The following is a 15324-nucleotide window of genomic DNA, read 5'->3' as shown; positions in this document are numbered from 1 at the left end:
GGCCCCTCTCCTAGGGGAGAGGGGGGCCTAACTTCAGTCGTGCTACGTAGCACTTTCAGCTATTGCCTCAAGCACTGCTACCATTGTCGCACTACAATGAAATTTACTGAAAGTGCCCACTAGATTCTTTTAAATAATGGTAGCAGTTGCGAAGGCGGTAGCCGACGCTGCTGCGCAGGCTTAGCGGCTGGCTCCCCTCTCCCCTAGGAGAGGGGCCGGGGGTGAGGCCCAGGCAACTGTAAGCACCTTATCCGCATCTTTCCCAAACCTTCACTTAATAAAGCCCCCACGGCCTATGAATTTCCAGCGGATGAATAACCTGCTTGGCTGGCTGCTATTTGCCAGTGCCCTCACGGTGTATATACTCACGTTGGAGCCGACGGCCAGCTTCTGGGATACCAGCGAATTCATTGCCAGCGCCCATCATTTGCTGGTGCCGCACCCGCCGGGCGCGCCACTGTTTTTACTGCTGGGCCGGGTGTTTTCGCTGTTTTCATTCGGCGATGCCACGCTGGTAGCGGGCCTGATAAATGGGGTTTCGGCCCTGAGCAGCGCCTTTACGGTGCTATTCCTTTTCTGGACTATCACGCTCCTAGCCCGCAAACTAATGCAAGCTCAGACGACGACAGCTGAGCCGTCGGCCAGTGAGAAGGTGCTGATTTTGGGGCGGGAGCCGTGGGTGCGCTGGCCTTTGCCTTCTCCGATTCGTTCTGGTTCAACGCAGTAGAAGCCGAAGTGTATGCCATGTCCACGCTCTGCACGGCGTTTGTGGTGTGGGCCATGCTGAAGTGGGAAGCACGTGCCCAGGAACCCCATTCTGATCGGTGGCTGATTCTGATTGCCTACGCGGTGGGGCTGTCCATTGGCGTGCATCTGCTCAATCTGCTGGCGCTGCCGGCGCTCGGGTTCATTTATTATTTCCGCCGCAGCGCCCAGCCAACGTGGCAAGGTGGACTGCTGACGCTGGTGGTGAGCAGCGCTATTCTGGGGGGCATTTTGGTGGGTGTTATTCCCGGGTTGCCCTCGCTGGCCGGCGACTTTGAGGTGTTTTTCGTGAACTCCGTAGGGCTGCCGTTCAACTCCGGCTTGCTGATCTTCTTGGCTGTTTTTGGGGCGATTATCTGGTTTGGGTTTCGCTACGCTGCGCGCACCAAAAATCAGGCAATGAACACGGCTATGTTGGCTTTCGTGTTTATTCTGATCGGCTACTCGTCCTATCTAATTGTGCCGATTCGCTCAAGTTTCAACCCCACCATCGACGAGAACAAGCCCGACGATGTACTTTCCTTCGTGAGCTATCTGAAGCGCGAGCAGTACGGCGACCGGCCTCTGCTCTACGGCCCGCAATTTAATGCCCAGCCCGTTGCCCAAATAGAAGGCGCGCCGCGCTATGAGCGTCAGGGTGATAAATACATCGTCACTGAGCGTCGCATTGAGAACGTGTACGCTTCTGAGGATAAAACCTTGCTGCCCCGCATGTATAGCAACCGCCCTGGCCATGTAAGCGAGTATCAGAAGTGGGTGGATGTGCAGGAAGACGCGAAACCCACGATGGCTCAAAACCTGAGTTTCTTGGTGCGCTACCAGCTGGGCCACATGTACTGGCGCTACTTTCTCTGGAACTTTGTAGGCCGCGAAAGCGACGTGCAGCAGGCCGGCACTTTGTGGCCCACAGCTACTAAAGACGGCTTGCCCCAACTGCTAGCTGACAATAAAGCCCGCAATAATTTTCTGCTGTTGCCCTTGCTGTTGGGTGGCTTGGGTTTGGTATATCAAGTGCGCCGCGACAGCCGCAAAGCGCTAGTGTTGGGGCTGCTGTTTGGACTGACAGGCGTGGCTATTGTACTGTACTTAAACCAGCCGCCTATCGAGCCACGAGAGCGGGATTATACGTTTGTGGGCTCGTTTTACGCCTTTGCCATCTGGATTGGGCTAGGTGTGCTGGGCCTTCACGAACTGCTGCGGTATCTGCTGCGCACTCCTAACCTGCGAGTGGCTACGGCTATGGTAGTGGGCTTACTAGTGCCGGGCATACTGGCCGTAGAGGGTTGGAACGACCACGACCGCTCCGGCCGCTACAGCGCTGCCGATTCGGCCCACAACCTGCTCAACTCCTGCGCGCCCAATGCCATTCTCATTACCTTCGCCGACAACGATACCTTCCCACTTTGGTACGCGCAGGAAGTGGAAGGCGTCCGCCGCGACGTGCGCATTGCCGTGCTCCAATACTTGCCCACCGATTGGCATATAGGGCAACTGCGGCGCCAAAGCTACGACTCGGCCCCGGTAGCCCTGACGCTGCCCCAAACCAGCTACCAATCGGGCACCAATGACCACTTGCCTTATGTGGCCAACCCGGCGGTGCCGGCCGTGAATGTGCAGGAATTTATGCAGCTGGTACGGCAGAATAGCCCCCTGCTGCAAGTCCAGACGCAAGGTGGCCAGGAGCTATTGTCGTACCCCTCCGACCAGTTTTATCTGCCTGTTGACAAGAATAAAATCAAGCGCTTGGGCATCATTCCCAAGGAGCGGGAAAGCCAGCTGGTTGACCGAATGGAGTGGAGCGTGGGCAAGCAGTACATGGATAAGAGCAAGCTGGTGATTCTGGATATTCTGGCTACCAACGACTGGCAGCGGCCGGTGTATTTTGCCAACGCCGTGGCCCAGCAGGAAGGCATGGGGCTGGAGCCTTACTTACAGCTCGAGGGCATGGCGTATCGCATTTTGCCCTGCCGCAACCCCGATCCAAAGCCCCAGCGCGTGGGCTACGTGGCCCGCCAGCTCACGTACGATTCGCTGATGAATAAATTCGCGTATCGTAACCTCGATAATCCGGACGTGCTCTACGACGAAATTAACCGCCGTACGCTGGCCCAATACCGCGACAAATTCGGCCAGTTAGCCCAAGCCTATCTGCGGGCCGGGGAGTTAGCGAAGGCGAAAGAAGTAGCCCTGCGCTGTTTGCAAGTAATGCCCGACGCCGCAATTCCCTACGACCTATACACGCCCGAGCTGGTAGCGCCACTCGCGGCGGCTGGCGAAAAGCCTCGCGCCGACGAAATAATGGATACGCTCACCAACCGCACGCAGCAGGCCCTGGCGTACTACAGCACCCACGACGAGCAGGCCTTATTCGAGCAGGAAATCGGCACCAACCTGATGACGCTGCAACGCCTCTACCAAGCCGCCACCGACACCGGCGACCAGGTGCGGGCCGCTCGCGTGGTGGCGCTGGCGGAGCAGTATGGCGGCAGATAATTAACTCAACCAGACACTAAATACCGTCCGGCGCTCTGCCACGGTCTCGAGGCTGAAGCGGAAACCATGCTGGAGCAAAATATCCCGAATCATGGTCAGGCCGATGCCTTGACCGTCGCGCTTGGTACTGAAAAATGGCGTGAACAAGCGGCGTTGCACCTCCGGCGCGATTCCTGGCCCGTCGTCCTCAATTTGTAGCAACGGCGGCTGCAAGCGGGTGCGAATAGTGATGGTGCCATGCTCACCGATGGATTCGAGGGCATTTTTGGTGATGTTGATAAGCACCTGCTCAAGCTGTTGCGCGTCGAGGTCGGCGCGGAGCGGCTCGGGGCCAAATCCCAGTGCCAGGTTACGTGACGCCGCTCACTGGGAACCTGCATGAGGCGGTGAATATCGTGCAGTAGCTCGTGCATGTCGCAGGGGCGCCGGGTGGGTACGGGCAGGCGCACGAGGTTGGCAAAGCTGGCTATAAAGTTGGCTAAGTGCGTATTACGGGCAATAGAAACGTCGAGAGCTTCGCTAAAATCGGGACGGTCGGTGGGCGCTAGCTGGGGAGTGTAATGGTGGAAGCTTTGCAGGATGGAATTGATGGCGCCAATGGAGTTATTGATTTCGTGACTCATCATGCGGATCAGCTTTTCGTAAGCCTGCTTCTCCTGCCGGATGAGCGCCTGGGTCAGCTCTTCCAGCAAGATAAAGTAGCGTACGAAGCCCCGATCCAGAAAGTGAGCCGTGGAGGCGCGGTAGGTTTGCAGCCCCGACAGCTGAATTACCTGGGGTTCATTGGGCTTCAGCTGACTTAAAAAAGCCCCCCAGTCGCCGGTCAGGTTGGTGGGGCGCTGGCCGAGTAGCTCCGGGGTAGTTTGTCCGAGAAAGCGCTCGGCGGCGGGGTTGGTAGCTTCTATTTTGCCATCGAAATCTAGGATCAGAATGCCCGCTGGCGAGGCCTGAATCAGGCGTTCCAGCAGAAAGCTTTTCTCATGCTGCGCTACGCGTTCCTGGCGCAGCTCGTCAATCATGTGGTTGTATACATCGATGAGCTGGTCCATTTCACGCTGGCCAACGGGCACAAATTTCATGGAGAAATCTTTGGCCCGAATGGCCTCCGTACCGGCCGCAATGAGTTGAAACGGCCGCACAAACCCGCGGTACAGCTGCGTGGTAAGCACAATAGACACAATGAGCAGCACCTCCGTGGCCAAGAACAGCTCAGTGTTCGTGCGGATATACTGCGCGGCCAGCACAATCAAAACCCCGTGAATGATGACGACAAAAAGTAGGAATTTGACGCGCAGGGTCATATAAGGAGGCAGAAAATCGAACGCCAAGCTAGAGAAATAGGAAATTAGAACAAGCTCCCATCCTCAGTTGAGGAGGGGACGCCGCGCCGCAGGCGCGGCTGGGGTGGTTGGCCTCGTTGCTGATGTTGTTTAGTTGTTTTAAAAAGCGGTCATGCAGAGAGGTAGCGGAGCATCTCGCTCGCGGTCGTTACCACACTAATTTTCATGCTTGATCTGGCGTTCGCTTGCCGGAGCATCTTTCCCGCTTCATTGAGATTACCATTGCACGCGAGATGCTTCGACAAGCGGACGCCAGATCAAGCATGACGGTCTTTCATAACAACCAAACAACGACCTCAACCACCCCAGCGTCGCCTGCGGCGCCGCGTCCCCTCCTCAGCTGAGGAGGGGAGTTGGTCGTTCTCAGATTTTACTTTTCGGCCGTATCATATGGAATACCGAACTTCTCCAAGCGACGGTATAAAGCACCCCGGCTTAGTCCCAAGGCTTTGGCTACGCGGCTCACATTGCCGCTGTAGTGTTCCATCGATTTGCGAATCATCTGCGACTCCAGTTCGTCGAGAGTCATCGTGCCGACTGGGGGCAAATCGGTGCTCTCCGCATTTCTTGGGGCATTTTTTGGAAGTGAGCCTGGAAGTCTTCGGGCCCTAGCTCGTCTTTGCCGCTTACTAGCACGGCCCGTTCCACCAGGTTTTTCAGCTCTCGAATATTGCCTGCCAGAGGCAGCGTGCGCAGCCAGTGCAGAGCCGCCGTACTAATGCGCAGGGCCGGCCGGTGGTAGGTGGTGCGCAGGTTCTGAACAAAGAAATTAACCAGCAGCGGAATATCGTCGGGCCGCTCACGCAGGGCGGGCAGGCGTACGGTGATCAGGTTGATGCGGTAGAATAAGTCTTCGCGGAAGCGGCCCTCGCGCACCAGCTCCGCCAGATTACGATTGGTGGCGCAAATCACGCGGATATCGAGGGTGCGGGGGCGGCTATCGCCGAGCACTTCGTAGGTGCGGTCCTGGAGTACGCGCAACAATTTTACCTGGCTGCTCAGGTCCAGCTCGCCGATTTCGTCCAAGAAGATGGTGCCTTTGTTGGCCAGCTCGAAGCGGCCCACGCGGTCGGCTTTGGCATCGGTAAAAGCCCCCGACGGTGCCCGAACATCTCACTCTCAAACAACGACGCCGAAATGCCCCCAGGTTCACTTTTACGAAGGGATTGTCGCGGCGGTGACTGTTGTGGTGAATGGCCTCCGCAATTAGCTCTTTGCCCGTGCCACTTTCGCCCTCAATAAGCACCGACGCATCGGTGGTGGCTACCTGACCCACGCTGCGCAGCAAGTGCAGTAGCTGCGGATCGGTGCCGACGATGTTGGCAAAATCGTAGCGCTTGTCGAGCTCTCGCCGGCTGAGCATATCCTCTTTGGCCGAAGCATCCGGTAAACTCAGAATCGTGCGAATCGTTTGAAGCAGGGCCTCATTATTCCAGGGCTTCGTCACGAACTCCGCCGCGCCCGCTTTGATGCCTTCCACGGCCAACGAGATAGAGCCCCAGCCCGTGATGAGGATAACGGGCACCTGGGGGGCAATTTTCTTGACCAAACCCAGCAAGGCAAGCCCATCCTGCCCACTCGTATCGAGTGAGAAGTTCATATCCATAAGCATCAGTTGGGGCGCTGCCTCCTGCAAGCTTTGCAGTGCCTCGGCCGGCGTGGCTACCCCTTTGGTTTGGTAGCCAGCCTGCTTCAGCAACAGTCCCAACGAGGTGCGTACGGCCACATCGTCATCAATAATCAGAATCATAGCGCAGAAAGGCGAAGAACGAGGTTAGGGCGGAAATTTGAAAGTGCCGTGGCAATGCCAAGCTCTATTGCGGAGCCTGGCAATGCCACGGCGGCAGGCACAGGCTTACTCTTCGCGCAACGACACAGCGGGCTGAATGCCAGCGGCAATGCGGCTAGGCTGCCAGGCGCAAATGGCGGTGAGTGCGAAGATGATAATCGTAGCCAACAGCATGGCCTGCAAGTACACCCCCGACGCGACACCAAAGACGCCCAGCAATGGAAATTGTACGGCTAGCAGCATGCCCAGCGCTACCCCCAAGGTGGTGACAACCAGCATTTCACTCAAAAATTGCCCCCCAATGCCGGCGCCGGTGGCACCCAGGGCCCGCCGCAGACCAATCTCAGCTTTGCGCTGGTTGATGTTGTACCACAGCACCCCAAACAGACCCAGCCCCACGTTCAGAATCAGAAATCCGCACACGAAGCCCAGCACGATGAAAGGCGTGACCACGACTTTCAGCTGCGTCACGCGGTTCTGAGCCAAGGAGTTTACTGTCACCGACCAGCCCTTGGCCACGCCAGATATTTCCTTAATCAATTGCTGCTCCAGTATGGCACCGCTGCCTGGCTGCACGCGCACCAGTAAGCTGGGACGCTCATAGGATAGTTTTTTAGTGGAAACGTCGTAGTCCAGCGCTCTGCGTCGAAAGTTGATGGGCTCATCTTCAGCAAAATCATTGGCTGAACGGTAGTAGTCTACCACGCCTATCACCTGTGATTCATTTTCGCCTTTCGCGTCGGTCAAAATTTTGCCCACCGCCTTCTCTCCCGGAAACATAGCGTTTCTGAAGGCTTGGTTGATAATAATGGGCTTGCGGGTACTGGCCACATCGCGCTTGTCAAACCAACGACCTTCTATCACATGTAGCTTCAGCACATCCCGTAAATCATCATCGGCGTCGTAGTTTTTGGTAAGTGGGCTTTTCTTGCCTTTGTAGTGCAGGTGGCCGTTCATCCCGCTAAAGGAGAAGGGCGTATTGCTACCCGTTTTGCTCACGCCAACCACGCCTTTAGTGGCTTTTAAGCGCTGCATGGTAAGGTGAAGCTTCTGATTGAATGCTACCGTGTCGGCACCGGGGTTCATGTTGATTTCCCACACATTATTGTAATCGAAGCCCATAGGCAGGCGGTAGTAGTATATATTGTACACGAGCAGACTGCTCACCACAAAGAGCACGAAAAAGGACAGCACGATTTCCACAATCAGCAGCATGTTGGACCGCTTACGGTTCCAAATCAGGGTAAACAGATGACGTATCATGGGAGGAAGAGGCTAGGAAAATACGATTAGTTGGTGCCGCCTTTCAGGGCTTGAATGGGCTGTACTCTCGACATTTTGAAGGCCGGATACACCCCCGACAGCACCCCGAAAAACACTACCGCCAGCAGAGCCCAGGCAAACACCCGTAGATTCAAAGTGAATTGGGCGTAAGGAATAAAGTTGGAGTCGCTGATAAAGTGTAAGGCGACGTACGCTAGCAGCAGCCCGAGCAGTCCGCCCAGCAGCGTAAGGAAGATATTCTCAATCAGAAATTGCCCCACCAGGGTATTACTGGTAGCTCCAAATGCTTTGCGCACGCCTATTTCCGAGCTGCGATCCATGATCCGACTCAGGTTAATGTTCACCAGGTTCAGCGCCGGCAACGTCATGAACAGCAAAGCCAGACCAAAGATGATAAAATAGAATACCGTGATTTTGGATGATTCCGACTCGCCCTCCCCCAGAAATTGACGTGTAAACGTGGCCAGCAGGCCGTCAGCGTGGGAGTACAGAGACTTGATATCGGGGTTAGGATTGACCACGCCCTTCAGCACCTGCTGATACTCCGCGTCGATAGTTGCCAGGTCGGTGCCTTCCGGGGCCAGCAGCGCCGCGAAATACTCGCCCGCCAGAGCAGGGTCGCGAATGTCGGCCTTGGTGGTGGTCATGGGGGCCCACACCTCGGCGTAGGAGTTGAAGCGCATCACTGGCACGTCGCTCACCACGCCCATCACCCGAAACTTGGTCTGATCTACTTCAATCATGCGGCCCACTACGCCCTCGGCCGTGCCGAAGTATTCGCGGGCCGTGGTTTCCGAAATAACTACTACCCGGTTGGCATCGCGCAGATCGTTGGCGTTGTAGGGCTTGCCGTCGAGGAAGTGGAAATCGAACACATCCCAGAACACGTTGTCGGTAAACTTTAAGTCGAGCTCCAGCTTCTTGTTGCCCACGTAGCTGGGCGTGGAGTTAAACATCGAGTAAAAAGTTATTTTCTCGGGCGTCTTCATCGAACGCACATACTTTTCCAGAAAGTAGGGACTGGGCGGGGTATTCATTTGCCCCCCATCCGCAAAGCCCTGGCTTATAAACGTGATAAACGCGAGGCGCTTAATGCGCGACTCCGGGGCGTGGGCGCCCTGAATGTGGTCGGACATGGCTACAATCACCAGCAACACCATCAGCGTAAAGCTGATACCGAACAGGCTGATAAAGGTGAAAAACTTGCGCCGTAGCAAGACCTTCCAGGCGATTTTTAGATAGGAAAGAAGCATGGGTTTAGAATGTTATTAGGCGGTCATGCAGAGCGCAGCGAAGCATCTCGCGTGTTTACTAAGAGTACTAATCTTACTACCGCGAGCGAGATGCTTCGCTGCGCTCTGCATGACGTTATGGCTTATTCTTAATTGATTTATTGCACCTGGCTGCCGTCGAAAAAGCGGATTAACCGCTCCGTTTTAAGCGCCTGATGCTCGTCGTGGGTTACCATCACGATGGTGGTGCCTTCCTCCCGATTCAGCGTCAGCAGCAAGTCCATAATTTCCTCGCCCATCACCGAGTCAAGGTTGCCGGTAGGCTCGTCGGCCAGGATGATTTCGGGGCGGCCCGCTAGGGCCCGGGCGATGGCTACGCGCTGGCGCTGACCACCGGAAAGCTGGCTGGGAAAGTGCGTAGTGCGGGCACTCAAACCTACTTTGTCGAGGGCTTCGTGGGCCCGTTGGCGCCGCTCTTTGCCCCCCACGCCGGCGCGGTAGAGCAAGGGCAACTCCACGTTGTCGAGCACCGAGAGGTCGTTGATCAGATGATAGCTCTGAAAGACGAAGCCGATTTTCTGATTGCGCAGATGCGCCAATTCCTTATCGGAGTACGACTTCACGGGACGTCCATCCAACTCTAAAATGCCCCCCGTAGGCTCATCGAGCAGCCCGATGATGCTCAGCAGCGTGGATTTACCGCAGCCCGACGGTCCCATCACCGACACGAACTCACCCTTATTGATGCTCAAATTCACGCGGTTCAGCGCCACCGTTTCGATGGTTTTGGTCTGGTATACTTTCTCAATGTCGGTGAGCTTAATCATGGGCGGCGCGGTAGAAAAAGTGGACGAAGGTGAAGCAGGACGAGGCTGTGTGGCAGTGGAGATCATGGCAAAAGCAGGTGAAGTGTAGCGGAGATGATATAGAATCGGGACTTACTGTCCGGTTATGAGGCATTGGAGGGCCGGTTCTTATCTTATTAGCCAAGCGCTATGCCAATAGCATAAAATATTGTTTACCAATATTTTATATGAATTAGTAAGCGTCACGATTTTATAAATAGTGTCCAGAAATGGACAAGGTGTTCGGATATGAGGTGAGGCGTGTGCGCTTCTGGCAAGCAGTTGTGCATTAATGCTCTTCAGCAGATGGATAAGTATCGCTACACATTGTTTTTTATTTAGATTAGTTTATATATTACTTATAATTCAGGTTCACCCAAATCTCACCCTTATGCCTACTACCACCAGTATCGGCGCCGAAATTCGGCGTGCTAATGACATGTTTGAATCGGGTTTTGAGCGGGGCGATGCCGCTGCTATAGCTGCCCTATATACTCCTGATGGCAGTCTGCTTCCAACAGGTATGGAGCCAATTCAAGGCGTAGCTGGTGTGCAGGCTTTTTGGCAAGGGGCCATAGATATGGGTGTCAAGAAAGTAAAGCTGAAAACCCGAGAAGTGGAAGAGCTAGAGGATACGGCCATTGAACTGGGGACTTACACACTGTTTGGTGCCGATGGGCAGCAGATGGATGAGGGCAAATACCTCGTGGTGTGGAAGGAGCAAGAGGGGCAATGGCGACTTCACCAGGACATCTGGAACACTAACCTGCCCGCGGCCAATCAATAGAACAACCTGTTATTAATTAGATAAAATAAGCCCCTACGGGGTGGGGATGGCCTGAAAACCAATAGCTTTTCAGGCCATCCCCACCCCGTAGGGGCTTACTCGGAGCTAACTACCTCATTACGGGTTCTCGACTAAGGGGCGCTGCCGCTCAAAGTCATAAAGCGTAAGGGCCCGCAAGCGGTAGTAGGCTACCCAACCCGCCCGCAGCGCCACGATATAGGCGCGCTTAGCCTGATCTTTCTCCGACAAGGCAATATTCAGATCAGTGAGGCTATAGCGGCCTACCTGGTAGGTGGCGCGGGCAATATCGTAGCGGCGCTGGGCCAGCGTATCGGCGCGAGCGGCCAGGGCCAGCTGCTCACTTAAAGTACTTAGTTGGGCAGCTTGCGTCAGCACCGTTTGCTCGAAGGTGGCCTGGCTTTGCTGCACGTTGCGCTGCACCTGCTGGCGCGTCAGCTCGGCGGTTTTGATAATAGATTTCTGCCGGCCCCAATCCACAAGCGGCATTGAGAAGGCCAGCCGTACCTGCTGCTGGTTCAGGGGATCTTGGTAGCTGTCGAGGAAACGGTCGGCGCGGTTTACGTAGCCCAGATTAGCGGTCAGGCTGGCTTGCAGACCAGTGGTGCCTTTGGCCCCCGCCACGCTGCTGTCGGCTTGCAGCAGCTGACGCTGAAAGGTCAGCATCTCGCTGCGGTGTTGGCGGGCCAAGTTCAGCGCTTTATCCGGCGCTACCGCGAGCAGAGCCGGGGCCGGAGGAACTTGCAAGGAAACGGTGGTGCCGCCAATGCTGGTGTAGTTTTGCAACTCCAGGGCCGCATTCTGGGCATCCAGCACGGCCTGGCCCTGATTGCGCCGGGCCGTGAGCAGGTTTACTTCGAGCTGCAACAGGTCGTTCTGCGACAGCCGGCCAAGCTGGTAGCGCTCCTTGCCCATGCGCAGCATTTCCTCATTTGCGCGCACGTTCTGGCCCGCTACTTCGGCGTTTACCTGCTGCTGCAATACGTCAAAATATAGCTCTGCTATGCGCTGGGCAATGTTTTCGCGCTGGGCCACAAACTGCCGCTGCGATTCTTCATAGCGCAGGGGCTCGATGCGGCGCGCCCAATACAGCCGGTTGTAGCCGCCGATAGGTTGGCTGAGTCCAATGATGGCGGGCGTAGTGTTGTAGCGCCGCTGCTTGCGGTCGAAGTCATCGAAGCGCTGCACATCGGAGCTGACGAAAATTTGCCCCCCAGTGAGCCCAATGTTCTGGCTCATTGTCACGGCCAGGTTGGAGTTGTTGATGCGTACGGCCCGAAAGTCGGTGGTGCCGTCGGGCTGAATAACGGGGGCAATTACCCGGCTGAAATCGGGAACAGTGCCCTGCAACGACAGCTGGGGCATGTAGGCCGCGCGGTAGGTGCGCCAGCGCCAGTAGCTAGTTTCGCGGCTCGTCTGAGCCTGCTGGGCTACGGCCGATTGATCAAGAGCCAGCTCAATTACCTGAGGAAGGCTAAGCTGTTGCTGGGCGTGGGCGGCAGGAGCAACGGCAAGCAATAAGGCAACGCTAACGGCGCGCAGACCGTTACGTAGGGCTCTGGGGGGCATTTTTGAGCGTAGCATGGCGCGTTATTGCTTGATGGTTAGCTCACGGGTTTCTTCACGATCCTTCATATCGGTCAGAATAATCTCGTCGCCGGGTTGCAGGCCGTTGGTTACCTGCACGAAGTCGAAATTGCTGTCGCCGAAGGTTACCGTGCGGCGCTCGGCTTTATCGCCTCGCACCACAAACACTGCCTGCTCAGTACCACCTTGGTAGAAAGGGCCGTTTTTGACGCGCAGCACCTTCGTATGCGCTTTGGTTACCACATACACATCCACGCGCAGGTTGGAGCGCAGCAAGGGATGGTGGTCGTCATCAAGCTTGGCATAAAACGTTACTGCGCCCTTATCCACGGCCGGGCTCACGGCGCTGATGCTGCCGCGCAGGTCCGTGTCGTTTACCCTCACAACTATGGGGTCGCCCACGTGCAGTGCCTCGGCGTAAGCATCGGCAATGGTGGCGCGCACCCGAAAGCTGCTCAGGTCGGCTACGCGGGCCAGCACGTCGCCCTGGTTCACAGTGGCACCAATGTCTTCATTCACCCACGTCAGCACGCCGGGCTGCTGGGCGCTGATGTCGGCCTGGCCTAACTTGCGGGCTAGCTCCGTGATGTTGCGGTCCTGAATCTGCATGGTGAAGCCCAACTCGCGGGTATCGGCCGCGTTGGCCTGGCGCTGATTGCGAATCTGATCTTGGAGGCGCTTTAGCTCCAGCTTGGCTAGGTGCAGATTTAGCTCAGCCTGCCGCACGCTTTCGGCTGTGCCGCTCCCTATTTTCAGCAAATGCTCTTCGTCGCGGAGCGTCGATTCCTGGCTCCGAATCTTGACCTGCTGCACCTGGGCCTGACTTTGCAGGTCGTTCAGGGTGCGCTCCATCGTTAGGTTGAGCTGGGTACTCTTGTTGCGGTTTTGCAGCTGCCCATCCTGTAGCTTGGCTAGTTCGCTGCTGGTCAATTCCTTGTCTAGCTCCAGAATTGTCTGGCCCGGTTGTATCGCGCTGCCCACCGGCACCACTACCCGGCGCACCGTCGATTGAATAGGACTGGTAATCACGGCCTCGCGTCCCGGAATCACGAAGCCAGTGGCCGTTAGTGCCGCCTCTACATCACCTATTTCGACTTTGGTCGTGAGAATATCGTGGCGGTTGATGCTCGGCTTCAGTACTCCCCGAAAGGCAACCAGCACCACCACCACTCCCAGCACCACGAGTCCGGCTAGCAGCCAGGTACGGCGACGGCGCTTGCTTTTTGTGGCGGGAGAAATAGCTCTGTCCATTTTTAGATAGAAATGAGGTGGTTTTCTATCTAAGTAGCCAAGCCCTATGCCAACGGATTAACTATCTAATAATGAATAATTTAATGGAAATCAGGAAGTGGTAAGCAGTTGATAAGGTGTCCATTATTGGACAGAGTGTTCGGTATTGAAAATTGCAATGAACGGATGTGTACAGTACTAATCAGAACAATGTAGAGACGCAATACTTTGCGTCTTGTCGTTGCTGAGATTATGTAGTCAATTGCCCAGCCAAACAACTAAACAACGACCTCAACCACCCCAGTTGCCACTTCGCGACAACATCTCCTCCTCATCTGAGGAGGGGATGTTGATGTTCGGGCAACAAAAAAGCGGCAAGCCGTGTGGCTTGCCGCTTTTTGCGCAATTTCTATTGCCTGGGGGGCTTATTTCTGCTCGCCTTCAGGCTTGGGCGTTTCGTTAGCCTCTTGTGGCAAAACGAGGTCGAACTCGACGCGACGGTTGAGGGCGCGGCCGGCGGCGGTGGCATTGGTGGTGATAGGCTTGCTTTCACCGTAGCCACGTGATTCAATCCGCTCCGCGGGAATACCTTTTGTCAGCATGTAGGTGCGGGCAGCGGCAGCGCGGTCGTCGGAAAGCTTCAGGTTGTAAGCATCGCTACCTTGGCTGTCCGTGTGGCCGGCAATGCTCAGGATATAGTCAGGATACTCATTGAGCACCTTCACTAAATCTTCGAGTGTAGGATAAGAAGTTGGCTTGAGAACGGCCTTGTTCAACTCAAACTGGATGAACTTGGTGGCAGCCTCCAAGCGCTTCTTGGTTTCGACTTTAATCTCTGGACAGCCTCTGTTCGACGCTGGACCCGCTGAGTTGGGGCAACGATCTTGGAAGTCGGGCACACCATCGCCATCTGAGTCAACAGGGCAGCCAGTGGCGTCTACTTTTACATTGGCAGGCGTGTCAGGGCACTTGTCGTTGGCGTCGGTTACACCATCATTGTCGGCATCGGGGCAGCCTTGCAACTCGGCTTTGCCAGCTGTATCCGGGCACTTGTCGTCGGCGTCGCGCACGCCATCGCCATCACGGTCGGGGCAGCCTTCGAGGGCAGCCAGGCCTTTTTCAGCCGGACATTTATCCTGGTAATCCGGTACGCCGTCGCCGTCGCCATCAATAGGGCAGCCATTGGCATCTACGGCTACGCCGGCTGGAGTGGCGGGGCACTTATCCTTGCGGTCGGCAATGCCGTCGCCATCTTCATCTTTCGCTCTGCCCATATTCACCGTAATACCGGCCGAGTGCTGGAGGTAGCGGTCATTCAGATCCCCTTCGTCTACGTTATCAATTGTGTTGGTAGTGGCATAGATCTGGCCCGTCTGCACGAAGATGCCGAAGGAGGGCGAGAAGTTCAGGGCGATACCGGCTGCCCCGTGCAGGTAAGCGGCGTAGTGGTCTTTGTTGCCTTGGAAGGTTTCCCCGCCGACACCCGTGTTGATGAACTTATCCGAGGAGGCAATCATCAACCCCGGCGCCAGGCTCAGGTAGGGGGCAAACACGGCGTCCTCCTTTAGGGCCCAGCCGTTGTTGAGCTTGAACTTGATGGGTACCCCAATCGTGGTCACGTTCGCGTCGAAGCGGCGGATGGGCAGCCGCAACGGGTCCTTGGTGGAGAACTTCATGTCCCCGTAGTTGGCCGACAAGCCCAGGTCGATGCCCGGGGTGAGGTAGCGGGACAGGGTGATACCGCCCCCGTACTCGATCTTGTTGGACTTGAACCACTCCGAGCCTAGGTCGCCGTGGTATTGCAGGGTGCTGCCGTAAAGGCTAATGCCGGTCTTGCGGTCCGCGCTTTGAGCGTGACCCTCGGGGGATGCTGCGAACAGTGCTGCGCCCGAAAGCAGTAATTTGGATAAAGTAGGGAGTAATCTCACAGAGTAAGGTTCAAAAGGAGAGCATT

At 56.1% G+C, this 15324-nt stretch carries 10 protein-coding genes and 3 pseudogenes; 2 read left to right on the top strand and 11 right to left on the bottom strand.

Going from position 1 to position 15324, the window contains the following annotated elements; translation table 11 throughout:
- Window positions 1–295 precede the first annotated feature (295 nt).
- Window positions 296–3258 (top strand): annotated as a pseudogene (locus EPD59_RS18140) (glycosyltransferase family 117 protein).
- Here EPD59_RS18140 and EPD59_RS22860 read toward each other — a convergent pair.
- From EPD59_RS22860 to EPD59_RS18115, 8 genes and pseudogenes are all read right to left on the bottom strand, one after another.
- Window positions 3259–3543: an ATP-binding protein gene (locus tag EPD59_RS22860; protein ID WP_240731485.1), complete on the bottom strand. Its 285-nt coding sequence runs from the start codon at window positions 3541–3543 to the stop codon at window positions 3259–3261.
- A 599-nt stretch (window positions 3544–4142) separates the two neighbouring features.
- Window positions 4143–4559 (bottom strand): annotated as a pseudogene (locus tag EPD59_RS22855) (HAMP domain-containing protein); the annotation flags it as partial.
- Between the two features lie 409 nt (window positions 4560–4968).
- Window positions 4969–5127: a helix-turn-helix domain-containing protein gene (locus tag EPD59_RS22850; RefSeq protein ID WP_240731484.1), complete on the bottom strand. Its 159-nt coding sequence runs from the start codon at window positions 5125–5127 to the stop codon at window positions 4969–4971.
- Window positions 5124–5474 (bottom strand): hypothetical protein, encoded by a 351-nt coding sequence (locus tag EPD59_RS24290; RefSeq protein WP_449404376.1) that lies wholly within the window; start codon window positions 5472–5474, stop codon window positions 5124–5126. Before EPD59_RS24290 ends, EPD59_RS22850 begins: the two co-directional genes overlap by 4 nt.
- Window positions 5463–6348, bottom strand: a pseudogene (locus tag EPD59_RS24285) (sigma-54-dependent transcriptional regulator); the annotation flags it as partial. The gene EPD59_RS24290 and the pseudogene EPD59_RS24285, both read right to left, overlap by 12 nt.
- A 105-nt stretch (window positions 6349–6453) precedes the next feature.
- Window positions 6454–7650 carry an ABC transporter permease gene (locus tag EPD59_RS18125; RefSeq protein WP_133274019.1) on the bottom strand — a complete coding sequence of 399 codons (1197 nt, stop codon included), beginning with the start codon at window positions 7648–7650 and terminating at the stop codon, window positions 6454–6456.
- Window positions 7651–7676: 26 nt separating this feature from the next.
- The gene (locus tag EPD59_RS18120) at window positions 7677–8924 is read right to left on the bottom strand and encodes an ABC transporter permease (RefSeq protein ID WP_133274018.1); all 1248 of its coding nucleotides are present in this window, start codon (window positions 8922–8924) and stop codon (window positions 7677–7679) included.
- A 137-nt stretch (window positions 8925–9061) separates the two neighbouring features.
- The gene (locus tag EPD59_RS18115; RefSeq protein WP_133274749.1) at window positions 9062–9730 is read right to left on the bottom strand and encodes an ABC transporter ATP-binding protein; all 669 of its coding nucleotides are present in this window, start codon (window positions 9728–9730) and stop codon (window positions 9062–9064) included.
- 409 nt (window positions 9731–10139) lie between these two features.
- Between EPD59_RS18115 and EPD59_RS18110 the strand changes: the two genes are divergently transcribed.
- On the top strand, window positions 10140–10535 hold the full coding sequence (locus EPD59_RS18110; protein ID WP_133274017.1) for a YybH family protein: 396 nt from the start codon (window positions 10140–10142) through the stop codon (window positions 10533–10535).
- A 117-nt stretch (window positions 10536–10652) separates the two neighbouring features.
- Here EPD59_RS18110 and EPD59_RS18105 read toward each other — a convergent pair whose 3' ends face one another.
- The 3 genes from EPD59_RS18105 to EPD59_RS23855 form a co-directional block, all read right to left on the bottom strand.
- Window positions 10653–12137, bottom strand: coding sequence for a TolC family protein (locus tag EPD59_RS18105; protein WP_240731483.1), 1485 nt, complete (start codon window positions 12135–12137; stop codon window positions 10653–10655).
- Between the two features lie 6 nt (window positions 12138–12143).
- The gene (locus EPD59_RS18100) at window positions 12144–13391 is read right to left on the bottom strand and encodes an efflux RND transporter periplasmic adaptor subunit (RefSeq protein ID WP_133274016.1); all 1248 of its coding nucleotides are present in this window, start codon (window positions 13389–13391) and stop codon (window positions 12144–12146) included.
- 404 nt (window positions 13392–13795) lie between these two features.
- A complete protein-coding gene (locus tag EPD59_RS23855; protein WP_133274015.1) occupies window positions 13796–15298 on the bottom strand; it encodes an OmpA family protein in 1503 nt (500 codons plus the stop codon).
- Window positions 15299–15324: the final 26 nt, after the last annotated feature.

The sequence above is a fragment of the Hymenobacter radiodurans genome (genome assembly GCF_004355185.1).
Classification (GTDB): Bacteria; Bacteroidota; Bacteroidia; order Cytophagales; family Hymenobacteraceae; genus Hymenobacter; species Hymenobacter radiodurans.
This window is presented reverse-complemented; position numbering and strand designations above follow the sequence as displayed.

Coding starts and splice junctions, on each gene's coding strand:
- EPD59_RS22850 (WP_240731484.1), bottom strand. CDS start 5,127: ATGACTCTCGACGAACTGGAGTCGCAGATGATTCGCAAATCGATGGAA.
- EPD59_RS18125 (WP_133274019.1), bottom strand. CDS start 7,650: ATGATACGTCATCTGTTTACCCTGATTTGGAACCGTAAGCGGTCCAAC.
- EPD59_RS18120 (WP_133274018.1), bottom strand. CDS start 8,924: ATGCTTCTTTCCTATCTAAAAATCGCCTGGAAGGTCTTGCTACGGCGC.
- EPD59_RS18115 (WP_133274749.1), bottom strand. CDS start 9,730: ATGATTAAGCTCACCGACATTGAGAAAGTATACCAGACCAAAACCATC.
- EPD59_RS18110 (WP_133274017.1), top strand. CDS start 10,140: ATGCCTACTACCACCAGTATCGGCGCCGAAATTCGGCGTGCTAATGAC.
- EPD59_RS18105 (WP_240731483.1), bottom strand. CDS start 12,137: ATGCTACGCTCAAAAATGCCCCCCAGAGCCCTACGTAACGGTCTGCGC.
- EPD59_RS18100 (WP_133274016.1), bottom strand. CDS start 13,391: ATGGACAGAGCTATTTCTCCCGCCACAAAAAGCAAGCGCCGTCGCCGT.